The 18,182-nt window shown below is 38.0% G+C and carries 18 protein-coding genes; 5 read left to right on the top strand and 13 right to left on the bottom strand.

Annotation, left to right across the window (positions count from 1 at the left end):
* Position 1: 1 nt before the first annotated feature.
* The 5 genes from BUA16_RS10160 to mraZ form a co-directional block, all read right to left on the bottom strand.
* Positions 2-1,465, bottom strand: a complete 1,464-nt coding sequence (locus BUA16_RS10160) for a UDP-N-acetylmuramoyl-L-alanyl-D-glutamate--2,6-diaminopimelate ligase (protein ID WP_072764637.1) — start codon at positions 1,463-1,465, stop codon at positions 2-4.
* A complete protein-coding gene (locus BUA16_RS10155; protein WP_072764636.1) occupies positions 1,462-3,468 on the bottom strand; it encodes a penicillin-binding protein in 2,007 nt (668 codons plus the stop codon). The genes BUA16_RS10160 and BUA16_RS10155 overlap by 4 nt, the downstream gene beginning before the upstream one ends.
* Positions 3,468-3,791 (bottom strand): FtsL-like putative cell division protein, encoded by a 324-nt coding sequence (locus BUA16_RS10150; protein WP_072764635.1) that lies wholly within the window; start codon positions 3,789-3,791, stop codon positions 3,468-3,470. The genes BUA16_RS10155 and BUA16_RS10150 overlap by 1 nt, the downstream gene beginning before the upstream one ends.
* Before the next feature lie 61 nt (positions 3,792-3,852).
* Positions 3,853-4,749 (bottom strand): 16S rRNA (cytosine(1402)-N(4))-methyltransferase RsmH, encoded by an 897-nt coding sequence (rsmH, locus tag BUA16_RS10145; protein WP_072764657.1) that lies wholly within the window; start codon positions 4,747-4,749, stop codon positions 3,853-3,855.
* Entirely contained in the window at positions 4,736-5,200 is a 465-nt protein-coding gene (gene mraZ / locus BUA16_RS10140) for a division/cell wall cluster transcriptional repressor MraZ (RefSeq protein ID WP_072764634.1), read from the bottom strand. Before mraZ ends, rsmH begins: the two co-directional genes overlap by 14 nt.
* A 262-nt stretch (positions 5,201-5,462) precedes the next feature.
* Between mraZ and BUA16_RS10135 the strand changes: the two genes are divergently transcribed.
* On the top strand, positions 5,463-6,227 hold the full coding sequence (locus tag BUA16_RS10135; RefSeq protein ID WP_072764633.1) for an alpha/beta fold hydrolase: 765 nt from the start codon (positions 5,463-5,465) through the stop codon (positions 6,225-6,227).
* 53 nt (positions 6,228-6,280) lie between these two features.
* The gene (gene yihA, locus BUA16_RS10130) at positions 6,281-6,895 is read left to right on the top strand and encodes a ribosome biogenesis GTP-binding protein YihA/YsxC (protein ID WP_072764632.1); all 615 of its coding nucleotides are present in this window, start codon (positions 6,281-6,283) and stop codon (positions 6,893-6,895) included.
* A gap of 51 nt (positions 6,896-6,946) precedes the next feature.
* On the opposite strand, the gene BUA16_RS10125 is transcribed toward yihA, so the two are convergent.
* From BUA16_RS10125 to gldB, 3 genes are all read right to left on the bottom strand, one after another.
* Positions 6,947-7,339, bottom strand: coding sequence for a hypothetical protein (locus tag BUA16_RS10125; protein ID WP_072764656.1), 393 nt, complete (start codon positions 7,337-7,339; stop codon positions 6,947-6,949).
* A 91-nt stretch (positions 7,340-7,430) separates the two neighbouring features.
* Positions 7,431-7,766 (bottom strand): gliding motility protein GldC, encoded by a 336-nt coding sequence (gene gldC / locus BUA16_RS10120; RefSeq protein WP_072764631.1) that lies wholly within the window; start codon positions 7,764-7,766, stop codon positions 7,431-7,433.
* A 32-nt stretch (positions 7,767-7,798) separates the two neighbouring features.
* The gene (gene gldB / locus BUA16_RS10115; protein WP_245795547.1) at positions 7,799-8,788 is read right to left on the bottom strand and encodes a gliding motility lipoprotein GldB; all 990 of its coding nucleotides are present in this window, start codon (positions 8,786-8,788) and stop codon (positions 7,799-7,801) included.
* Between the two features lie 65 nt (positions 8,789-8,853).
* Here gldB and nadE point away from each other — a divergent pair, with 65 nt between their 5' ends.
* Together nadE and BUA16_RS10105 are read left to right on the top strand one after the other, a co-directional pair.
* Entirely contained in the window at positions 8,854-9,651 is a 798-nt protein-coding gene (nadE, locus tag BUA16_RS10110) for an NAD(+) synthase (RefSeq protein WP_072764630.1), read from the top strand.
* 171 nt (positions 9,652-9,822) lie between these two features.
* The gene (locus BUA16_RS10105) at positions 9,823-10,452 is read left to right on the top strand and encodes a response regulator (protein WP_072764629.1); all 630 of its coding nucleotides are present in this window, start codon (positions 9,823-9,825) and stop codon (positions 10,450-10,452) included.
* 85 nt (positions 10,453-10,537) lie between these two features.
* Here BUA16_RS10105 and dnaG read toward each other — a convergent pair whose 3' ends face one another.
* The gene (gene dnaG / locus BUA16_RS10100) at positions 10,538-12,517 is read right to left on the bottom strand and encodes a DNA primase (RefSeq protein ID WP_072764628.1); all 1,980 of its coding nucleotides are present in this window, start codon (positions 12,515-12,517) and stop codon (positions 10,538-10,540) included.
* Between the two features lie 113 nt (positions 12,518-12,630).
* On the opposite strand from dnaG, the gene BUA16_RS10095 reads away from it, so the two are divergent.
* Positions 12,631-12,891 carry a zinc-ribbon domain-containing protein gene (locus BUA16_RS10095; RefSeq protein ID WP_072764627.1) on the top strand — a complete coding sequence of 87 codons (261 nt, stop codon included), beginning with the start codon at positions 12,631-12,633 and terminating at the stop codon, positions 12,889-12,891.
* Positions 12,892-13,565: 674 nt separating this feature from the next.
* Here BUA16_RS10095 and BUA16_RS10090 read toward each other — a convergent pair.
* The 4 genes from BUA16_RS10090 to aroA form a co-directional block, all read right to left on the bottom strand.
* Positions 13,566-14,543, bottom strand: coding sequence for a polyprenyl synthetase family protein (locus BUA16_RS10090; protein ID WP_072764626.1), 978 nt, complete (start codon positions 14,541-14,543; stop codon positions 13,566-13,568).
* Between the two features lie 97 nt (positions 14,544-14,640).
* The gene (gene rlmN, locus BUA16_RS10085) at positions 14,641-15,681 is read right to left on the bottom strand and encodes a dual-specificity RNA methyltransferase RlmN (RefSeq protein ID WP_394333075.1); all 1,041 of its coding nucleotides are present in this window, start codon (positions 15,679-15,681) and stop codon (positions 14,641-14,643) included.
* Positions 15,682-15,775: 94 nt separating this feature from the next.
* A complete protein-coding gene (queA, locus tag BUA16_RS10080; RefSeq protein ID WP_072764624.1) occupies positions 15,776-16,825 on the bottom strand; it encodes a tRNA preQ1(34) S-adenosylmethionine ribosyltransferase-isomerase QueA in 1,050 nt (349 codons plus the stop codon).
* Between the two features lie 100 nt (positions 16,826-16,925).
* Positions 16,926-18,152, bottom strand: coding sequence for a 3-phosphoshikimate 1-carboxyvinyltransferase (aroA, locus tag BUA16_RS10075; RefSeq protein ID WP_072764623.1), 1,227 nt, complete (start codon positions 18,150-18,152; stop codon positions 16,926-16,928).
* Positions 18,153-18,182 lie beyond the last annotated feature (30 nt).

Here is an 18,182-nt window from a genome sequence, read left to right as displayed (position 1 = left end):
CTTATTTATTTAGACCGTTTAGCAGGTCTTTCACTATTTTAAAATCATCAAAATCTATCCTTGTCCCCATAGTCTCCTGATAGGTTTCGTGTCCTTTTCCGGCGATCAAAATAATATCATTGGGAGCCGCCATCATACAAGCCGTTTTAATTGCCTGTTCCCGGTTCTCTATCGACACTATTTTTTGTACATTTTGAGGCTCCACCCCAACTTCCATTTCCGCTATGATGGCCGTTGGCGACTCCGATCTTGGATTATCGGATGTCAAAACCACTTTATTACTTAAGGAAGAAGCTATATGCCCCATTAAAGGACGCTTGCTTTTATCCCTATCTCCACCACAGCCTACCACTGTGATAACATTTTCATTTCCCGTCCTTAATGAGTTGATGGTCTCCAATACATTTTTCAAGGCATCGGGAGTATGTGCATAATCTACTATAGCCGTAACTTTTTGTTTGGAGATATAATACTGAAACCTTCCATCTACATTCTCCAACTCACTGATAAGCCGTAAAATCTCCAATTTCTCGAGACCCAAAATATCTGCTGTAGCATAAATAGCCAACATATTATAGGCATTAAAATCTCCTATCAACCTAGACCAAACTTCGTTTTCTTCAATTTTAAGCAACTGCCCATGAAATTGATTTTCCAGAATTTGAGCCTTGTAATCGGCGTAAGATTTTAAGGCATAGGTATGTTTCTTAGCCTTGGTATTTTGCAACATAAACAAACCGTTCTTATCGTCTATATTGGTAAGGGCAAAAGCCTTTTTTGGCAAATTATCGAACAATTGTTTTTTAATATTTCTGTACTCTGCAAAACTATGATGATAATCTAAATGATCGTGTGATAAATTGGTAAAAATAGCCCCTTCAAAAACCAAGCCATCGGTTCTTCTTTGATGGATACCATGAGAACTTACCTCCATAAAACAATATTCTACACCGGCATCGTTCATTAACTTTAAATAGCTATTAATCGTCAAGGCATCTGGCGTAGTATGCCTTGTAGGATATACTTTGTCATCCACCAATATTTTTATGGTAGATAACAACCCAACCTTAAAGCCTGCTTTCTTGAACAATTGGTACAACAGACTGCTCACAGTCGTTTTTCCATTGGTACCGGTAACTCCAACCAGTTTTAAATTCTTTGATGGGTTGCCATAAAAGTTTGAAGCCATTATAGCCATGGCTTTATTTCCGCTATCTACTTGAACATAGGTAATTTCGTTGATCAATTTTTCTGGAAGCTCTTCACAAACAATAGCCTTTGCTCCTGCTGCTATAGCGATATCTATAAACTGATGCCCATCTGTCAAAGTTCCCTTTATGGCTACAAAAACATCGTCCATACCTATGGCACGAGAATCGAAACAAATATTGTTCACCATCACGGCAGTACTACCGCTTACCGCAGAAATACCAACTCCATACAATATATCTTTCAATGTCTTCATAATAGCTCCAAAACGATTTTTGCATCTTTTACTAAATCTGCCCCTTGGGAAATAGACTGTTTTTTAACCTTTCCATTTCCTTTAACCTCTACCTGCACTCCTAAGTTCTCCAAAATGGAAACAGCATCCATGCCACTCATTCCTTCTACATTTGGCATCTGATGATATTTCTTATTAGCCGTATCATAAAATTTCTGATAAGCTGCATCTAACTTGGCATCTGCCAAAAGAGTTACATCTACCTCGTCCACCAAGGGGGAAGTAGCATATATTTTTTGCGCCACAGATTTAAAAACCGGGCCAGATACATCGGCTCCATAATACCCAACACTCTTGTCTGGTTCATGAATAACTACGATACAAGAATATTCCGGATCATCCGCTGGAAAATAACCTGCAAAAGTCGAAATATATTTTAATTTATCAGGGTCTTTAGCCTCATAATGTTTCTGGGCAGTCCCTGTTTTTCCGGCCATGGAAAAATTAGGGGAATACAATTTATGACCTGTCCCATGTTTTTTTTCTACTGCATTTTTCAACAACTGCCTAACCTTAAGCACTGTCTCCATAGAACAAATAGAGGGATTAATGACTTCCTTATCAAACTTAAGAATAGTCTTATCCCACTCCTTTACCTCCTTTATAAGTCTCGGCTTTACCATTTCTCCATTATTGGCTATGGCATTATAAAAAGTAAGCGTCTGCAAGGGCGTTAAAGACACTTCATAACCATAAGACATCCAGGCCAAAGAAATACCAGACCACCCTTTATCGCCAGGGTATCTAATGACCGGTTTCCCCTCTCCTTTTACCGGCAAACCCAATTCTTGATGAAGGTTCATGTTCATCAGACGGTTCACAAATTTTTCGGGATTGTCCTTATAATTATTATGAATAATTTTGGCCATTGCGGTATTTGAAGAAACTTCAAAAGCTCGTCCTGCCGAGATCTTTCCATATCCCCCGTACTTAGAGTCCCTAACCGTACGGTCGTATACCTTAAACCGTCCGTTTTCTGTATCTATAACAGTACTAGTATCGATCACCTTATCCTCTAAGGCTACCACCATGGACACCAATTTAAATGTAGAGCCAGGCTCGTGAGATTCTCCTATTGCATAATTTAACCTTTCATAATAATGACCATCCTTGGTACGTCCCAGGTTAGAGATTGCTTTAACCTCCCCTGTTTTTGTCTCCATCACTATTACAGTACCGTGATCTGCCTTATACTTTTCCAATTGTCCTAATAAAGCATGATGAGCAATATCCTGTATATTGATATCTATAGTAGAAATTACATCGTACCCATCTTTTGGTTCTACCTCATTATCCCATCCTATAGGTTTCCATTGCCCCTTGGCTATTTTTTGCTTCAATCGCTTCCCTTCCTGTCCTCTTAGGTAATCCCCAAAAGCGCCTTCTAAGCCCACGCGCGTATAGTACCCGTTTTCATCTACCCTTTCATAACCTACACTGCGTTCTGCAATTTTCCCCAAAGGATGTTCTCGAACCGTTTTTTGCTCAATAATCAATCCTCCTTTATAGGGTCCTTTTTTAAACAAAGGCATTTTCTTTACCGCCATATACTCAGAATAGTCCAAATTCCTAGCGACTAAAGCATAACGGTTTTTATTAGCTCTTGCCTTTCTTAACAATTGTTGATAGTAAGAAGATGTCCTTCCGAACAATTTCCCCAAGGCGTCGGATAAAGGCTTTATATTTTCCTCAAAATCCTTACTGCTAACGGTTTCGGCATCGAATCTAATGGTATATCTGGACACGGAGGTTGCCAGCAAACTCCCATCATCCGAATACAAGTTTCCCCTGTTGGGGGCTATGGTAAACAATTTAGAAGTACTCTCCATAGCCAACTTCCTGTATTTGTCCCCGTCTACCATCTGAATACTGACCAATTTGACCAAAACAGCAAATGCAAACAGAAATAGACATCCTGCCACAATATATAACCTAGTCAATATGCTCTTTTCTGTTATCGGCACTATTCTTTTGTTAGTCTTTTTACTTTTATTTTCTTAGGGGGAGTTTCGGAAGGAAACAAGCCTCGATTTTCTACCTTTTGCAATATGGACGACTCTAGTTTCAATTCTTGCACATCGGATCGCACATCTACAAATTCACTTCTAAGCTCTTTCACTTCCTCGTTCAAGGCTGCTATTTTATGAACTAATCCATCGGCCTTATGTGAACTCGCTATCATTATAGTTGCTAAAAACGAAACAAAAACAATAAACATCCAGTTTTTAGGAGCACCACCGTCTACCAAAAACTTTCCTTTTAATATGTCTAAGATCCCATCCTTCATATTCGACATACAGCATAAGGTTTTAACTATTCCAAAAACACCAACAAGAATCTAAAGAAAGTTATAGTTTTTCGGCTATCCTTAATTTTGCACTTCTGGCTCTATTGTTTATTTTTATCTCTTCTCTAGTCGGTACGATCAATCCACCTACCTTTTTAAAAGGCACATTGATATTTCCGTAAAAATCCTTCTCTGGCTCTCCTTCAAACTGACCAGATCTTATATACCGTTTTACCAAACGATCTTCTAAAGAATGATAACTAATCAGACTTAACCTTCCTCCCTTTTCCATTAATTCTGAGGACTGCTCCAAAAACTCTTTAATCACCTGAATCTCTTGATTCACTTCAATACGTATCGCCTGATAAATTTGGGCCAGAATTTTATGTTCCCTAAACTTTGGCAGGTATTGTTTCAATACCTCTTTTAACTGCTCGGTCGTTTTTATAGGCGTTGTTTCCCTGTAAGCTATAATTGTTTTTGCCATGGCATTGGCATTTCGCAAATCGCCATATTGAAACAAAACCCTTCTAAGCTCATCGTAATCGTACACATTAACCACCTCAAAAGCCGATACCGTATTTTTTTTGCTCATCCTCATATCCAAATCTGCATCAAACCGAGTCGAAAACCCTCTTTCTGCCTTATCGAACTGATGGGAAGAAACCCCAAAATCTGCCAAAATACCATCTACCTTTCGTACGCCATAGAACTTCAAGAACTGCTTTATGTATCTAAAATTTTCATTTATCAATTGAAAACGGCTATCATCAATAGCATTTTTCAAAGCATCCTCATCCTGATCAAAGGCCAACAACCTTCCCTTTTCGCCCAATCGATTTAATATCTCCCTAGAATGCCCACCTCCACCGAAGGTAACATCCACGTAAATGCCGTCAGGCTTAATATTTAGTCCATCCACGGACTCCTTCAACAAAACCGGATTATGATAATTCATCTCTGTCATCCCCCATTATTTCTTCTGCCAGACTTGAAAAGTCCTCAGCTGTTTCTTGCAATATCTTCTCATAACTATCCTTATCCCAAATTTCTAATATTCCAACCGAAGAACTCAAAACTACCTCCTTCGTTATCCCTGCCGTTTCCACTAAATTTTTCGGAATCAACAAGCGTCCGGTAGCATCTATTTCGACAATTTTCACTCCTGCCGTAAACGCTCTTATAAAATTGTTAATTTTTTTGTTATATCTATTTTTTTTACTCAACTCCTCCATCACCAAATTCCATTCCGCCATTGGATACAGCTCTAAACAAGAATGAAAAACAGAACGTTTTATCACAAACCCCTCATTTAGAACAGGTGCCAATTGAGTCTTCAAAGCCATAGGGAGCATCACCCTTCCTTTGGAGTCTGCTTTACAATCATATGTCCCTATGAAATTTACCACTTAAAATGGCTGGTTTTTAATTGATAACTCAAATATATAGAAATTATTACCACTATTTACCACTTAATACCACATTGTTAATAAATAATGTTTATTTTCGACAAATCGACAGATTTTTACGTCTTAAAAACAGATCAAAAAACTGGTAAAAATCTCGTTTTTCACAAAAAAATATTCGAAAGTTACGGTTCACAAAAGTTAGCTGTGCTTGCATAATTAGGAAATGCCTATATTTGCGCATCAAGATTAGAAGCTGTCCTTAATGGAAGAAAAAATAATTAGCGAAGGAAAATACCGATATATAGAAATAGGAGATGGTACCCCCATTATAATCCTACACGGGCTAATGGGAGGATTAAGCAACTTCCATGGGGTCATGAGTCATTTCCCCGCAAAAGGATATAAGGTTTTAGTACCAGAACTACCAATATACAACATGCCTTTATTAAAAACCAATGTCAAAAGCTTTGCAAAGTTTTTAGATGGTTTTATAACGCACAAGGGCCTTAAAGACGTCATATTACTAGGAAATTCCTTAGGAGGACATATTGGATTATTATACACCAAATTGTACCCCGACACCACAAAAGCCCTTATCATTACCGGAAGCTCTGGGCTTTATGAAAGTGCCATGGGCGACGGTTATCCAAAAAGAGGGGATTACGAATTTATCAAAAAGAAGGCTCAGGATGTTTTTTACGATCCTGCAGTTGCTACCAAGGAGATCGTAGATGAAGTTTTTGCTACGGTGAATGACCGGATTAAACTGGTAAAAACTTTAGCTATCGCCAAAAGTGCCATTCGCCATAACATGTCTAAGGACTTACCACACATGCACACTCCTACCTGCATTATTTGGGGAAAGAACGACACGGTCACCCCTCCTAATGTGGCAGAAGAATTTCAATCATTACTACCGGACTCTGAATTGTTTTGGATAGACAAATGCGGTCATGCTCCAATGATGGAACACCCGCTAGAATTTAACTCAATTTTGGACCAGTGGTTGACCAAACGTAATTTTTAAGTAAATTACACACAAGGAGCCAATCCTTATAATATCATAATTAAAAAAAACAGATGAAAATAAAGTCGGCTGACTTTGTCATGAGCAATTCCAAGGTTGCCCATTGCCCAAAGGACCCTATACCCGAATATGCATTTATTGGTCGCTCTAACGTAGGGAAATCTTCCCTGATCAACATGTTAACGCAGCGAAAAAATTTAGCAAAAACTTCGGGAAGGCCTGGTAAGACCCAATTGATAAATCACTTTAAAATTAATGAGAATTGGTTTCTAGTGGATTTACCAGGGTACGGTTATGCCCGCGTTTCCAAGAAAGACAAGAAAACATTTCAAAAATACATCACCGATTATTTTCTGGAGCGCGAACAGTTAGTATGTGCCTTTGTACTGATCGATATTAGACATGAGCCGCAAAAGGTAGACATGGATTTTTTAGAATGGATGGGAGAAAACCAAATTCCGTTTTGCATCATATTCACTAAAGCCGATAAATTAAAACCTAAAGCCATAGAAAACCATGTCAATTCTTATATCGGAAAATTACTGGAAGGTGTTTGGGAAGAGGCCCCTCAATATTTTATCACTTCCTCCTCAACAGGAATAGGACAAGAAGAGGTTCTCAATTTTATAGAACCTATCAATGAACAATTTTACAAAAAAGGCCTCTAGGCCTTTTTTTATGTGCTTCAAGACCAACAAAGCCAAGGAAAATTAAATATCCTATCGCTTTTCTTCTTTTTCCAAAATTAACCTTATCAACTCCTCTGGACTTTCCAACGCATTTATTTCTCTACTACTGAGATAAACGCGTAAATCATTCATGGGACCAACCAAAATAACAGGAAAAGAAAAGTTATATCCGTAATTATCCCCATAGTGCTCCTTGAATTCATCTCTATGAAGCACATTTAATTGAACAGTCGATTTTTTTCTGAAATCTTTCCATACTTTCCGCTCCACAAATACCCCATGTGTCAATTCGCATAACTTACATTGGTAAGTTTTTGGACTCCAAATTTTATGTACACTATCTAGGACAGCATTCCCAATACCGGAATCTGCATTGTACACCAAAACAAGTGATTTCACCCCCTGCAGTTCAGTATTTCCCATACCCATCTATTTCGTCAACATAGCAGCACTAAGCACCCTGTCACCTATAAAGTAACCAAAAAAAGGGCGTTTTGAACGCCCCTTTATATTTTTATTTCTTCAATTCAAGTTTTTCTGCAAAATAGTCACAAAAATCTTTCATTGTAGCCGTCATTTTTTCGTCTTGGGTAGCCTTATAAAAGGTATCGGACAAAGACACCAAAGTCTGATGAAAGAACACCTTCATTTCATCGACAGGCATATCTTTCGTCCACAAATCTATTTTCAAGGATTCTTGGTTTTGACTATCCCAGACAGACAATAACATTGCCTTTGCTTTTTCATTTATTATTCCACCATCTTCAGCAGACCAACTCAGCTCTTCCGGTACCCTATTTTCGTCCAATTCAACTTTTAAAGTAATTTCAGATGTGTGCGTTTTTGCCATGTACTTTTATTTTATTAAAATTATAACCTATTTTATTTTTTTGGTTTATACCCGGATTTCTTAAACAATTCTTCTTCTGGCAAGGACAACATTTCATCCAATCCCACCTTGTTGTTTTGCATAAAGGCCCTTACGATCTGCCAACCTACAAACCGACCGATTCTTCCCGGTGTTTCGTTATCTAAGGTCAAACGGAATTTAGAAAATGGTGCTGGATCTAAAAAACGCGCTCTTAGACCATAGTCTGTACTGTACAACAATTCTCTTTCTATAAAATATCTCCAAATATAGTCTTCATTTTCTATCGCCCAATCTAATTGTTCCGAGCTGTACCCTATTTTATTAAAATCGCTTTTAAACGGCATTATCACATCCTTCAGATATAATTCCTTGCCGTAATAAATAAGCTGCGATAAAAAACTTCGGTCTTCAGGTACCGGTATCACCGTTTTTGCCCAAGCACTACAGACATCACTAGCCAATAATTCCTTATCCAAACCAGCCGCAATATAGCTAGAGATGCCCTGATAAAATTTATGGGAAGGCCCTAGGTAATTATCCAAGCTTAACAGCAATAAGCTATCGGCAAAAATAACACGGTTATGATAATCAACATCAGAAATTAAAGTGATCACCTTAGGAGCTTTTGCTTTAGGAAAATAATACTTTATGTGTTTAAATAGTCTCTCTAACTCCTCCTGTTCGGTATTAAAATCGGGAAAAGCCTGGCCCACTTCTTGCAAAATCTCTACTTGTAGACTATCATTTAACTTTTGAACCCAAACACTATCTGAATATTGCTCGGGAAATAGATAGGGATACTTTTTTTTTAAAACGGGAATATCCTTGTCCTCGGCCTGAGCAAATTCCCTCTCGAACCTAGAAACATCTATTTCTACCTTAACCTTGGAGATTTCCTCGGCAATTTTATCGTCCATTTTACAACCGACGACCATTAAAACTAAAACGCCAAAAAACAGTGTGAAGTAATTCATTATAAAGTAATTCTCTTTTAGTTTCATTAATTAGCCCAGAGGTTTTATTTTTACCGACAAAGTTAAGTTTTTAAACCTAATTAAATGTTCTAATGCAAACTGAAAAAGTTATAGACCACATAGTAACCTGGTTACAAGAGTATGCCAACAAGGCCAATATGAAAGGTTTTGTCATTGGTATTTCTGGAGGAATAGACTCCGCCGTAACTTCTGCCTTATGTGCCAAGACGGGATTGAGCCTCTTATGCTTAGAAATGCCTATCCACCAGGCCAAAAACCAAGTCACCCGGGCCTCAAACCATATCGATTGGCTACAGGGCAACTTTCCCAATGTAGACAGAAAACAAATAAACTTAACACCAGTTTTCGACAGTTTAATAGCTGCGCTTCCAGCCGTTGAAAATGAAGAAGAGCGGTTTATGTCCCTTGCAAATACCAGGGCACGACTTCGAATGACTACGTTGTATTACTTTGCTGCCTTAGACAGCTTACTAGTTGCAGGAACAGGGAACAAGGTAGAGGATTTTGGGATTGGATTTTACACAAAATACGGAGATGGCGGAGTAGATTTAAGTCCGATTGCCGATTTGTTAAAAAGCGAAGTTTACGAAATCGCCAAAGTATTGGGAGTCCAAAACGACATTATCCAAGCAGCTCCTACAGATGGACTTTGGGGAGATGATAGAACAGACGAAGATCAGATCGGAGCTTCCTATCCAGAATTGGAGTGGGCGATGGAAATGGTGGAAGCCGGAAAAAACGAGGATGATTTTAAAGATAGGGAAAAGAAGGTTTTTAAAATCTATAAACGCCTTAACACTATTAACTTACATAAAATGAATCCAATTCCAATTTGTGAGATCCCTAGTGCGTTAAAACTTACTCTTTAGCAGTAATTATACCACTTCGGTCGAAAAAAAGGCCAATTATTTCTTAATGTAAATAAAAAAAAGGAATTTTACCCTGAAATTAAGCCAAATTAACCTTACATTGCATATCATATTTTGAACGTTTTTATTGTTGCGGAATATTGATGGTGAAATAAAGAAAAATAATTCAAGATGATCAAAATTTTAGTTGCAGACAATCACCCTATCATTCGAATGGGTGTAAGACAAGTTTTAGAACCAGTTTCCGATATTGAAGTCATTGCTGATGCCTCAACAACAACAGAATTATTTCAACAACTTGAAACTTTAACTCCAGACATCATACTTTTGGAGATGGATATTCCTGAAATTAACGGAATTGCTACCCTTAGAAAAATTAAAAAAGAATACCCTTCTATCAAGGTTATCATATACAGCGGTCAATCGGAAGACGTTTATGCCCTTAGCACTATTCGTGCAGGAGCTTTCGGATATCTTTCAAAAGCATCGGATGTAGATTATATCCTAAGCGCCATCAGAAAAGTAAGCGCCGGTAGCATGTTTATTACCAATGAATTGGCACAACGTTTAGCCTTTGATGAAAGCACCCAAAAACCTAGAAGATTTTTCAGAAAACTTTCCACTAGAGAAGTCGAGGTTCTTAAGTTATTGGCCAGCGGAAAACGAAACAAGGAAGTAGCTTTAGGCTTAGATTTAAACGAAAAAACAGTCAGTACCTACAAGGCACGATTGATGCGAAAATTAAATGTAGATAATATCGTAGATTTACTACAACAAGCCAAAGCGTTGGAATTGTATTAAAAACACAAGAAACTCCTTAACAGCAAAAAAGCTCCTTATTTTAAAAATAGGGAGCTTTTTTTTATTGACAACTCAATTTCTTCTTTTAAGAAATCACTCTGTTTAACTTTTTGTTTAACAGCATATTGAGCTGAATATAGTTCATAATCTCTTCCAAAACTTCGTTATGGCTATCAAAGCTGTCCTGAGTATTCGTTTGCAGACTACTAATCCGCTTTTTAATAAGGAAGCACCTCAGGGTTAAAATAGTCTCACTGACCAACTGGGCAATTCCTTTCTCTTTTTCCTTTGGAAAAATATCTTTTCGCCCCCAATCGTGCAATACATACTTCTCTTCTTCCATTAAAATAGAGGAGATTTCAGCAACCAACTGCTGGTCTAAATCTGCCAAGAATTTATTGACAGAGAAATTCTCGTCCTTATTTAATTCTTCTATGAGTTTATAATAGATTTTTCTAAACTGCTCATTGGCCAGTTCTATTTCATCATCCTGAAGATCTAAAAATATTTTTTCGTACACACGTGCATCCAGTGACTCTGGCTCCAACACAAGGTCGCCGCTTTCATTTTCCTTTAACACCAAATCCTCAAACTCCTGACGCATCCCTCCATATAACAACAGTACTTCTATAATTTTCCTTTCCAGCTCGTACTGAACATCTACTTTTTGTTGGGCAGGTTCATTTTTAACAACCTGAAAAGCTTCCTGTTGTGCTTGGACATTTTTAGTACTTTCGGCAGCCCCCTTTTTCCCCAATTGAGCCAAGGTATTAAACAATACTGCCTCGGAAATATTCATTATTTTGGCACATTCCTGAATATATACTTCCTTTTGGATCTTATCGGGAATTTTAGAAATACTGTTCATAATATCCCTTACAGTATCGGCTCTTTTAATAGGGTCATTAGCAGCTTCCTTTACCAACAAGGAAGCTTTAAACTGTATAAAGTCCTTGGAGTTTTCTGTTAAATATTCCCTAACCGTTTCCAAGCTGTTGTTTTTAGCGAAGCTATCTGGGTCTTCCCCTTGTGGAAAGGTGCAAATCTTTACATTCATTCCTTGCTCAAGGATCAGATCTATACCTCTTAAGGATGCCCTTAAGCCCGCGGCATCTCCATCAAACAGAACGGTGATGTTTTTTGTCAGCCTATTGATCAATCTAATTTGATCTGGAGTCAATGCAGTACCACTAGAAGCCACCACATTATGGATGCCTCTTTGATATAATTGGATCACATCGGTATACCCTTCCACCAGATAACAATTGTCTTCCTTGGCTATAGCTTGTTTGGCATAATATATTCCGTATAAAACCTTGCTTTTATGGTAGATATCGCTCTCGGGCGAATTTAAATATTTTGCCGCTTTTTTATCACTGGACAAAATACGTCCACCAAAACCAAGCACCCTACCGCTCATACTGTGAATTGGAAACATCACCCTTCCTTTAAACCTATCAAAAGTCCGGCTATTCGTTGGATCATTAGTATCGGACTTCACTATAGAAAGTCCGGTTTTCTCCAAATACTCTAACCGATACCCCTTATTCAAGGCTGTTTTGCTAAAGCTATCCCATTGATCTAAACAATACCCAAGTTCAAATTTCTTAATGGTTTCATCGGTAAATCCTCGCTCTTTAAAATAACTTAACCCAATAGCCTTTCCCAGTTCTCTTTCCCACAGCACCTCCGAGAAATATTTCTGGGCATATCCAGATACCAGGTACATGCTTTCCCTTTCATCGGCCTGCTCTTTTTGTTCATTGCTCTGCTCTGTTTCCTCTACTTCAATATTGTATTTTTTGGCGAGGTATTTTATAGCTTCGGGATAGGTAAAATGCTCGTGTTCCATTAAAAAGGCGACCACGTTCCCCCCTTTTCCACTACTAAAGTCTTTCCAAATCTGTTTTACCGGTGAGACCATAAAACTAGGGGAGCGCTCGTCACTAAATGGACTAAGACCTTTAAAATTGGATCCCGATTTTTTCAATTGTACAAAATCTCCGATCACCTCTTCCAAACGAGCGGTTTCGTATACTTTGTCTATAGTAGTTTTTGAAATCAAAATATTTGTTTTAACAACTCCAAAGGTACTATTTTTGTAAGCGTCAAAAAACCCAAGGTCGCAGCATTTTTTAAGGGTTTAGGTGATGATTAAGACTATAAAAACACAATTTTATGATATTATTCCTTGGCACGAAACCCGGCAAAACATCCTCCCAAGTCCTAAGCGACATACCTTGCCCCTATTGCCAAATAAACAATACCCTGACAGCTACTTCTCATTCCACCTATTTCCATGTTTTTTGGATCTCTCTTTTTAAAATCAGCAACTTTACGGAAATACGGTGCTCCCACTGCAAGAAAGTGTATTACGAAAAAGAATTTACCCCAGCAATGCAGCAACAACTGAAGGAGCAAACCAAGCTTCCTAAATAAACTAAAACCCCAAAACATCCTTACACCTCACAGCTCCAAATACCCTGCTTAAAGGATCGTAAACAAACTTTAAAATCTTTATCTTCTTTGCCTGTAATCTAAAGCTAGTACTAATCAGCTCATAATTTATAATAAGGCGACTCTACTTCGTCTAAAAACGGAATCCATCTTAACCCCTGTAGGTTCCAAAAATTCATTTCTTTTTGCTCAATAACATTTGAGAATGGTTTACTATTTAAAACTCTTTCCCAATTGACTCTTTAAATGGCACCCCTCCTACAGCAGCGTCCCCCTATTTATTCCTTATCTTTTTTTTGCGTTAGGGATCGCAGCGGCATCCCCGCAGCAAAGCAAGGGATATAGCGAAGCGCCCGACCGACAAAGGAGGAAACCCCCAAATTGATTGAATATGAATGGATTTAGAAATTGAACAGGCTTCTACAACCTTTGTCTAGGGATTTTTCACCTACACCCTAAGACGCCACGGTTCCTGAAGGCTCGACATTTTGCAAGCCAGGCCGACCTTTTAGCAAAAAAGAAGAAGAAGGTTAAATTCTATCCGTTAAGCTGGCCTACTTGGATTCCTTTGGCATACAATAATAAAGTGCCAAAGAGTATAATTACAGAGGTAATTATATGGTGGTCTTTATAGATATTTTTTAACGAAAAGAATACTATTTTTTCCTATCTACAACATAATTCACCATAAGTTCCAGTGAATTTTTATAATCGGAATCGGGATAGGCCGTCAATAGGCTTAAAGCCTCTTTCTTATAGGCAAGCATCTTCTTTACCGCATACTCCAAGCCGCCATTTTCTTTTACAAAACCGATGACTTCCTTAACCCGTTTTTTGTCCTTATTGTGGTTTTTAATAGAATTAATCAACCATTTTTTCTCACTTTTGGTACAATTGTTCAATACATATATTAAAGGCAAGGTCATTTTCTGTTCTTTAATATCTATTCCAGTCGGTTTTCCTATTTGCTCTTCTCCGTAATCGAACAAATCGTCCTTTATCTGAAAAGCCATTCCTATGAGCTCGCCAAATTTACGAAAGGTCTCTACATCTGTAGATCCTGGTTTTACCGAACAAGCCCCTAAACTACAACAGGCCGCTATAAGGGTAGCGGTTTTTTGACGGATGATATCGTAATATACATCTTCGGTGATATCCAATCGTCTTGCTTTTTCAATTTGCAACAATTCTCCCTCACTCATTTCGCGAACGGCGACAGAAATTATTTTTAGCAAATCAAAATCCTCATTATCTATTGACAACAACAGCCCTTTAGACAATAGGTAATCGCCTACCAAAACAGCGATCTTATTTTTCCACAGCGCATTTACCGAGAAAAACCCACGACGTTTATTACTATCATCTACCACATCATCATGGACCAATGTAGCGGTATGGATTAACTCTATCACAGAAGCCCCTCTGTAAGTTCTTTCGTTGACCTCGCCGTTATTTAAAAGTTTGGCCGCCAAAAAAACGAACATAGGACGCATTTGCTTCCCTTTTCTATTGACAATATAATAAGTAATTCTATTGAGTAAGGCCACCTTTGAAGACATGGATTCATAGAACTTTTTTTCAAATAGTTCCATTTCATGATTTACCGGTTCCTTTATTTGTGCTACTATTTTCAAGCTAATGATACGGGTATTAGAGGTTGCCTTTTCGGAGGTTCAAAATTAGGAAAAATAAAATATTAATATCGGCCATGGGATCAATAAAATCCTTCTATTAAGACTTATTGGCCAATTGGCCACAAGCGGCATCAATATCCTTACCTCTAGAACGTCTTACGGTAACGGTTATTCCGTTTCTTTCCAATGTAGCTACATATCTTTCTATAGCCTTATTGCTGGCTTGTTGAAATTCGCCATCGTCAATAGGATTGTATTCGATCAAATTCACTTTGGAAGGTGCAAAGCGACAGAACTGTACCAAGGCATCCACATCTTTTTGAGAATCGTTGATACCATCCCAAACTACATATTCGTAGGTAATCCTACTTTTTGTTTTTTGATACCAATACTCTAGTGCCTCCCTTAAATCCTTTAATGTAAAAGTAGCATTAAAAGGCATAATAGAGGTCCTTATTTCATCGATAGCCGAATGTAGGGACACTGCCAACTTAAATTTGACCTCCTCATCGGCCATTTTGCGAATCATTTTAGGCACCCCCGAGGTAGAAACGGTAATTCGTTTTGGAGACATGCCCAAGCCCTCTGGAGAAGTAATCTTATCAATAGCTTTTAAGACATTGTTATAATTCATCAGGGGTTCTCCCATCCCCATAAAAACAATATTGCTCAAAGGCCTATCAAAATACAACCTACTTTCGTTGTCTATAGCTACTACTTGGTCATAAATTTCATCCGGATTTAAATTCCGCATTCGTTTAAGCCTTGATGTGGCACAAAACTTACAGTCTAAACTACATCCAACCTGACTAGAGACACAGGCGGTAGTTCTGGTTTTAGTGGGAATTAAAACAGACTCTACGATAAGATCATCGTGCAACCGGACTGCATTTTTAATGGTGCCGTCCGAACTGCGCTGCATCTGATCCACTTTAATGTGGTTGATCACAAAGTTATCATGGAGCATTTCCCTGGTTTTTTTAGAAAGGTTGGTCATATCCTCAAAGGTATGGGCAGACTTTTGCCACAACCATTCATAGACTTGATTCCCTCTAAAAGGTTGATCCCCGTTGGTCTCAAAGAACGTCCTAAGCTGTTCTTTGGTAAATGCCCTAATATCTCTTTTCTTTTTTGCGATTTCCACTTTATAAAGATAATTGATTCTATAAAAAAATCCCGTCAATCCTGATGTAACTTATAGACTGACGGGATTAGATCTGAAAATTATAAGCTTATATGATTAACATAGCATCTCCGTAAGAATAAAACTTATATTCTTCTAAGACCGCCTCTTTGTATGCTTTCTTCATTAAATCGTGTCCCATAAAGGCCGAAACCATCATTAAAAGGGTCGATTTTGGTAAATGGAAGTTGGTTATCATCGCATTAGCAATGCTAAAATCGTAAGGAGGGAAGACAAATTTATTGGTCCATCCTTCGAAAGTATTTAATGTTTGTTTCGATGAAACAGCACTTTCCAAAGCTCGCATGGCCGTAGTACCTACAGCACAAACCCTGCGTTTCTTAAGTTTTGCGTTGTTTACGATTTCAGTAGCCTTTTCCTCGATGATCAGTTCTTCACTGTCCATCTTATGTTTGGAAAGGTCCTCTACCTCTACCGGGTTAAAAGTTCCCAAACCTACATGTAGGGTCACCTCTGCAAAGTCTATACCTTTAATTTCCAGCCTTTTTAATAAATGCTTAGAAAAATGCAACCCAGCCGTTGGTGCTGCTACCGCTCCTTCATGCTTTGCATAAATAGTCTGATAACGTTTTTCATCTTCTGGCTCTACATCCCTTTTGATATATTTAGGCAAGGGAGTTTCTCCCAACTCTTTCAATTTCCTTCTAAAATCGGTATAAGACCCATCGTATAAGAAACGTAAAGTTCTACCTCTAGAAGTGGTATTGTCTATTACCTCAGCTACCAAGGTATCATCGTCTCCAAAGTACAATTTGTTTCCTATTCGAATCTTACGTGCCGGATCTACCAACACATCCCAAAGACGTTGTTCTTCATTCAATTCCCTCAACAAAAAAACCTCGATTCTAGCGCCGGTCTTTTCCTTATTTCCATATAATCTGGCCGGAAAAACTTTAGTATTGTTAAGTACCATCACATCTCCCTCATCAAAATAGTTAATAAGATCTTTAAACATCTTATGTTCTATTTTCCCTGTATCCCTATGAACGACCATTAATTTGGATTCGTCCCTGTTTTCTGAAGGGTATTCTGCTAATAAGCCGTCTGGAAGTTCAAAATTGAAGTGTGATAATTTCATTTATTAAATACCTTATTTTTAATTAATGTTTTTAGAGAATGCAAATATACGATGCTAATGGTAGCGTTGTCAAGTAAATACCGATTTAAATAAAATCTGCCTACTTTCCTACTTTAATTTTCAATGCTTTCATATCATTCCAAAAGTCGGGATAAGACTTGGATACCACTTCCGCGTCATTGATAAACAAGCTTGTTTTTAAGGCAAGAGGAGCAAAGGCCATAGCCATTCTATGGTCGTTATAGGTATCTATAGCGATTTCGCTATTCATAGTTTCCGAAGGAGACAAGGTTAAGCATTTATCTGTAACGCTTATCGTAGCTCCAAGTTTTGTCAGTTCTGTTTTTAAGGCTTCCAACCTGTCCGTTTCCTTAATTTTAAGGGTATGCAATCCTGTTAGATGGCAACCAACTCCCAAACCAAAACAAGTAACAGCAATAGTTTGCGCTATATCCGGAGCATTGCTTAAATCGATTTCTATAGGTTCTGGGATTTCACTGCCTACCTTTTTTAAAACAACCTGGTTCTCTTTAAATATGCTGTCTACTCCAAAAGACTTATAAATTTCAGACAAAACACTATCGCCTTGTAAACTATCCTTTTTGTATGCCGATAGTTCTATTTCACTACCTACCTCTGATAGTGCTGCGATACTATAAAAGTAAGAAGCCGAACTCCAGTCCGATTCTACCACCAAAGTTTTAGGAGCTATGGCATCTTTTGGAAAAACCCTGATAGTATTCCCTTCAAAGGAGCTTTCTACTCCTATTTGGGACAATAAACCAAGGGTCATTTTAATATAGGGTACTGAGGTAATCTTACCTACCAACTCCAATTCCAATCCATTTTCTAGTCGAGGCGCTATCAATAACAAGGCAGAAATATATTGGCTACTGATATCAGCAGGCAAACTCACCTTATGTTCCACTAATTTTTGGCCTTTTATTTTAATAGGCGGATACCCATCATTCTTAAGGTAGGTTATATCGGCACCCAACTCCTTTAGGGCCTCTACCAAAACTTTTATAGGCCTTTCCGTCATTCGTTGCGATCCTGTAAGGGTTACTTCCTTCCCTGGTTGTGAAGCAAAATAAGCCGTTAAAAAACGCATAGCAGTACCTGCATGGTGAATATCGACTATCCCGTTGCTTATTTGCAAGCCTTTTTGCATTACTTCGGCATCATCGGAATTAGAAAGGTTTTTTATGGTTACACTAGGGAACAATGCCTGTAAAAGCAACAATCTATTAGATTCACTTTTGGAACCTGTTATTTTTATGTTCGATTTAAAAAGAGTGTTCGAAGGGGCAGATAAATGTAGTTTCAATGTATTTATGTGTTTTAAAACTTAGTATTG

It is taken from the genome of Arenibacter nanhaiticus (assembly GCF_900141935.1).
GTDB lineage: Bacteria > Bacteroidota > Bacteroidia > Flavobacteriales > Flavobacteriaceae > Arenibacter > Arenibacter nanhaiticus.
The sequence above is the reverse complement of the archived record's forward strand: the minus strand, read 5'-3'. Positions and strand labels throughout refer to the sequence as shown.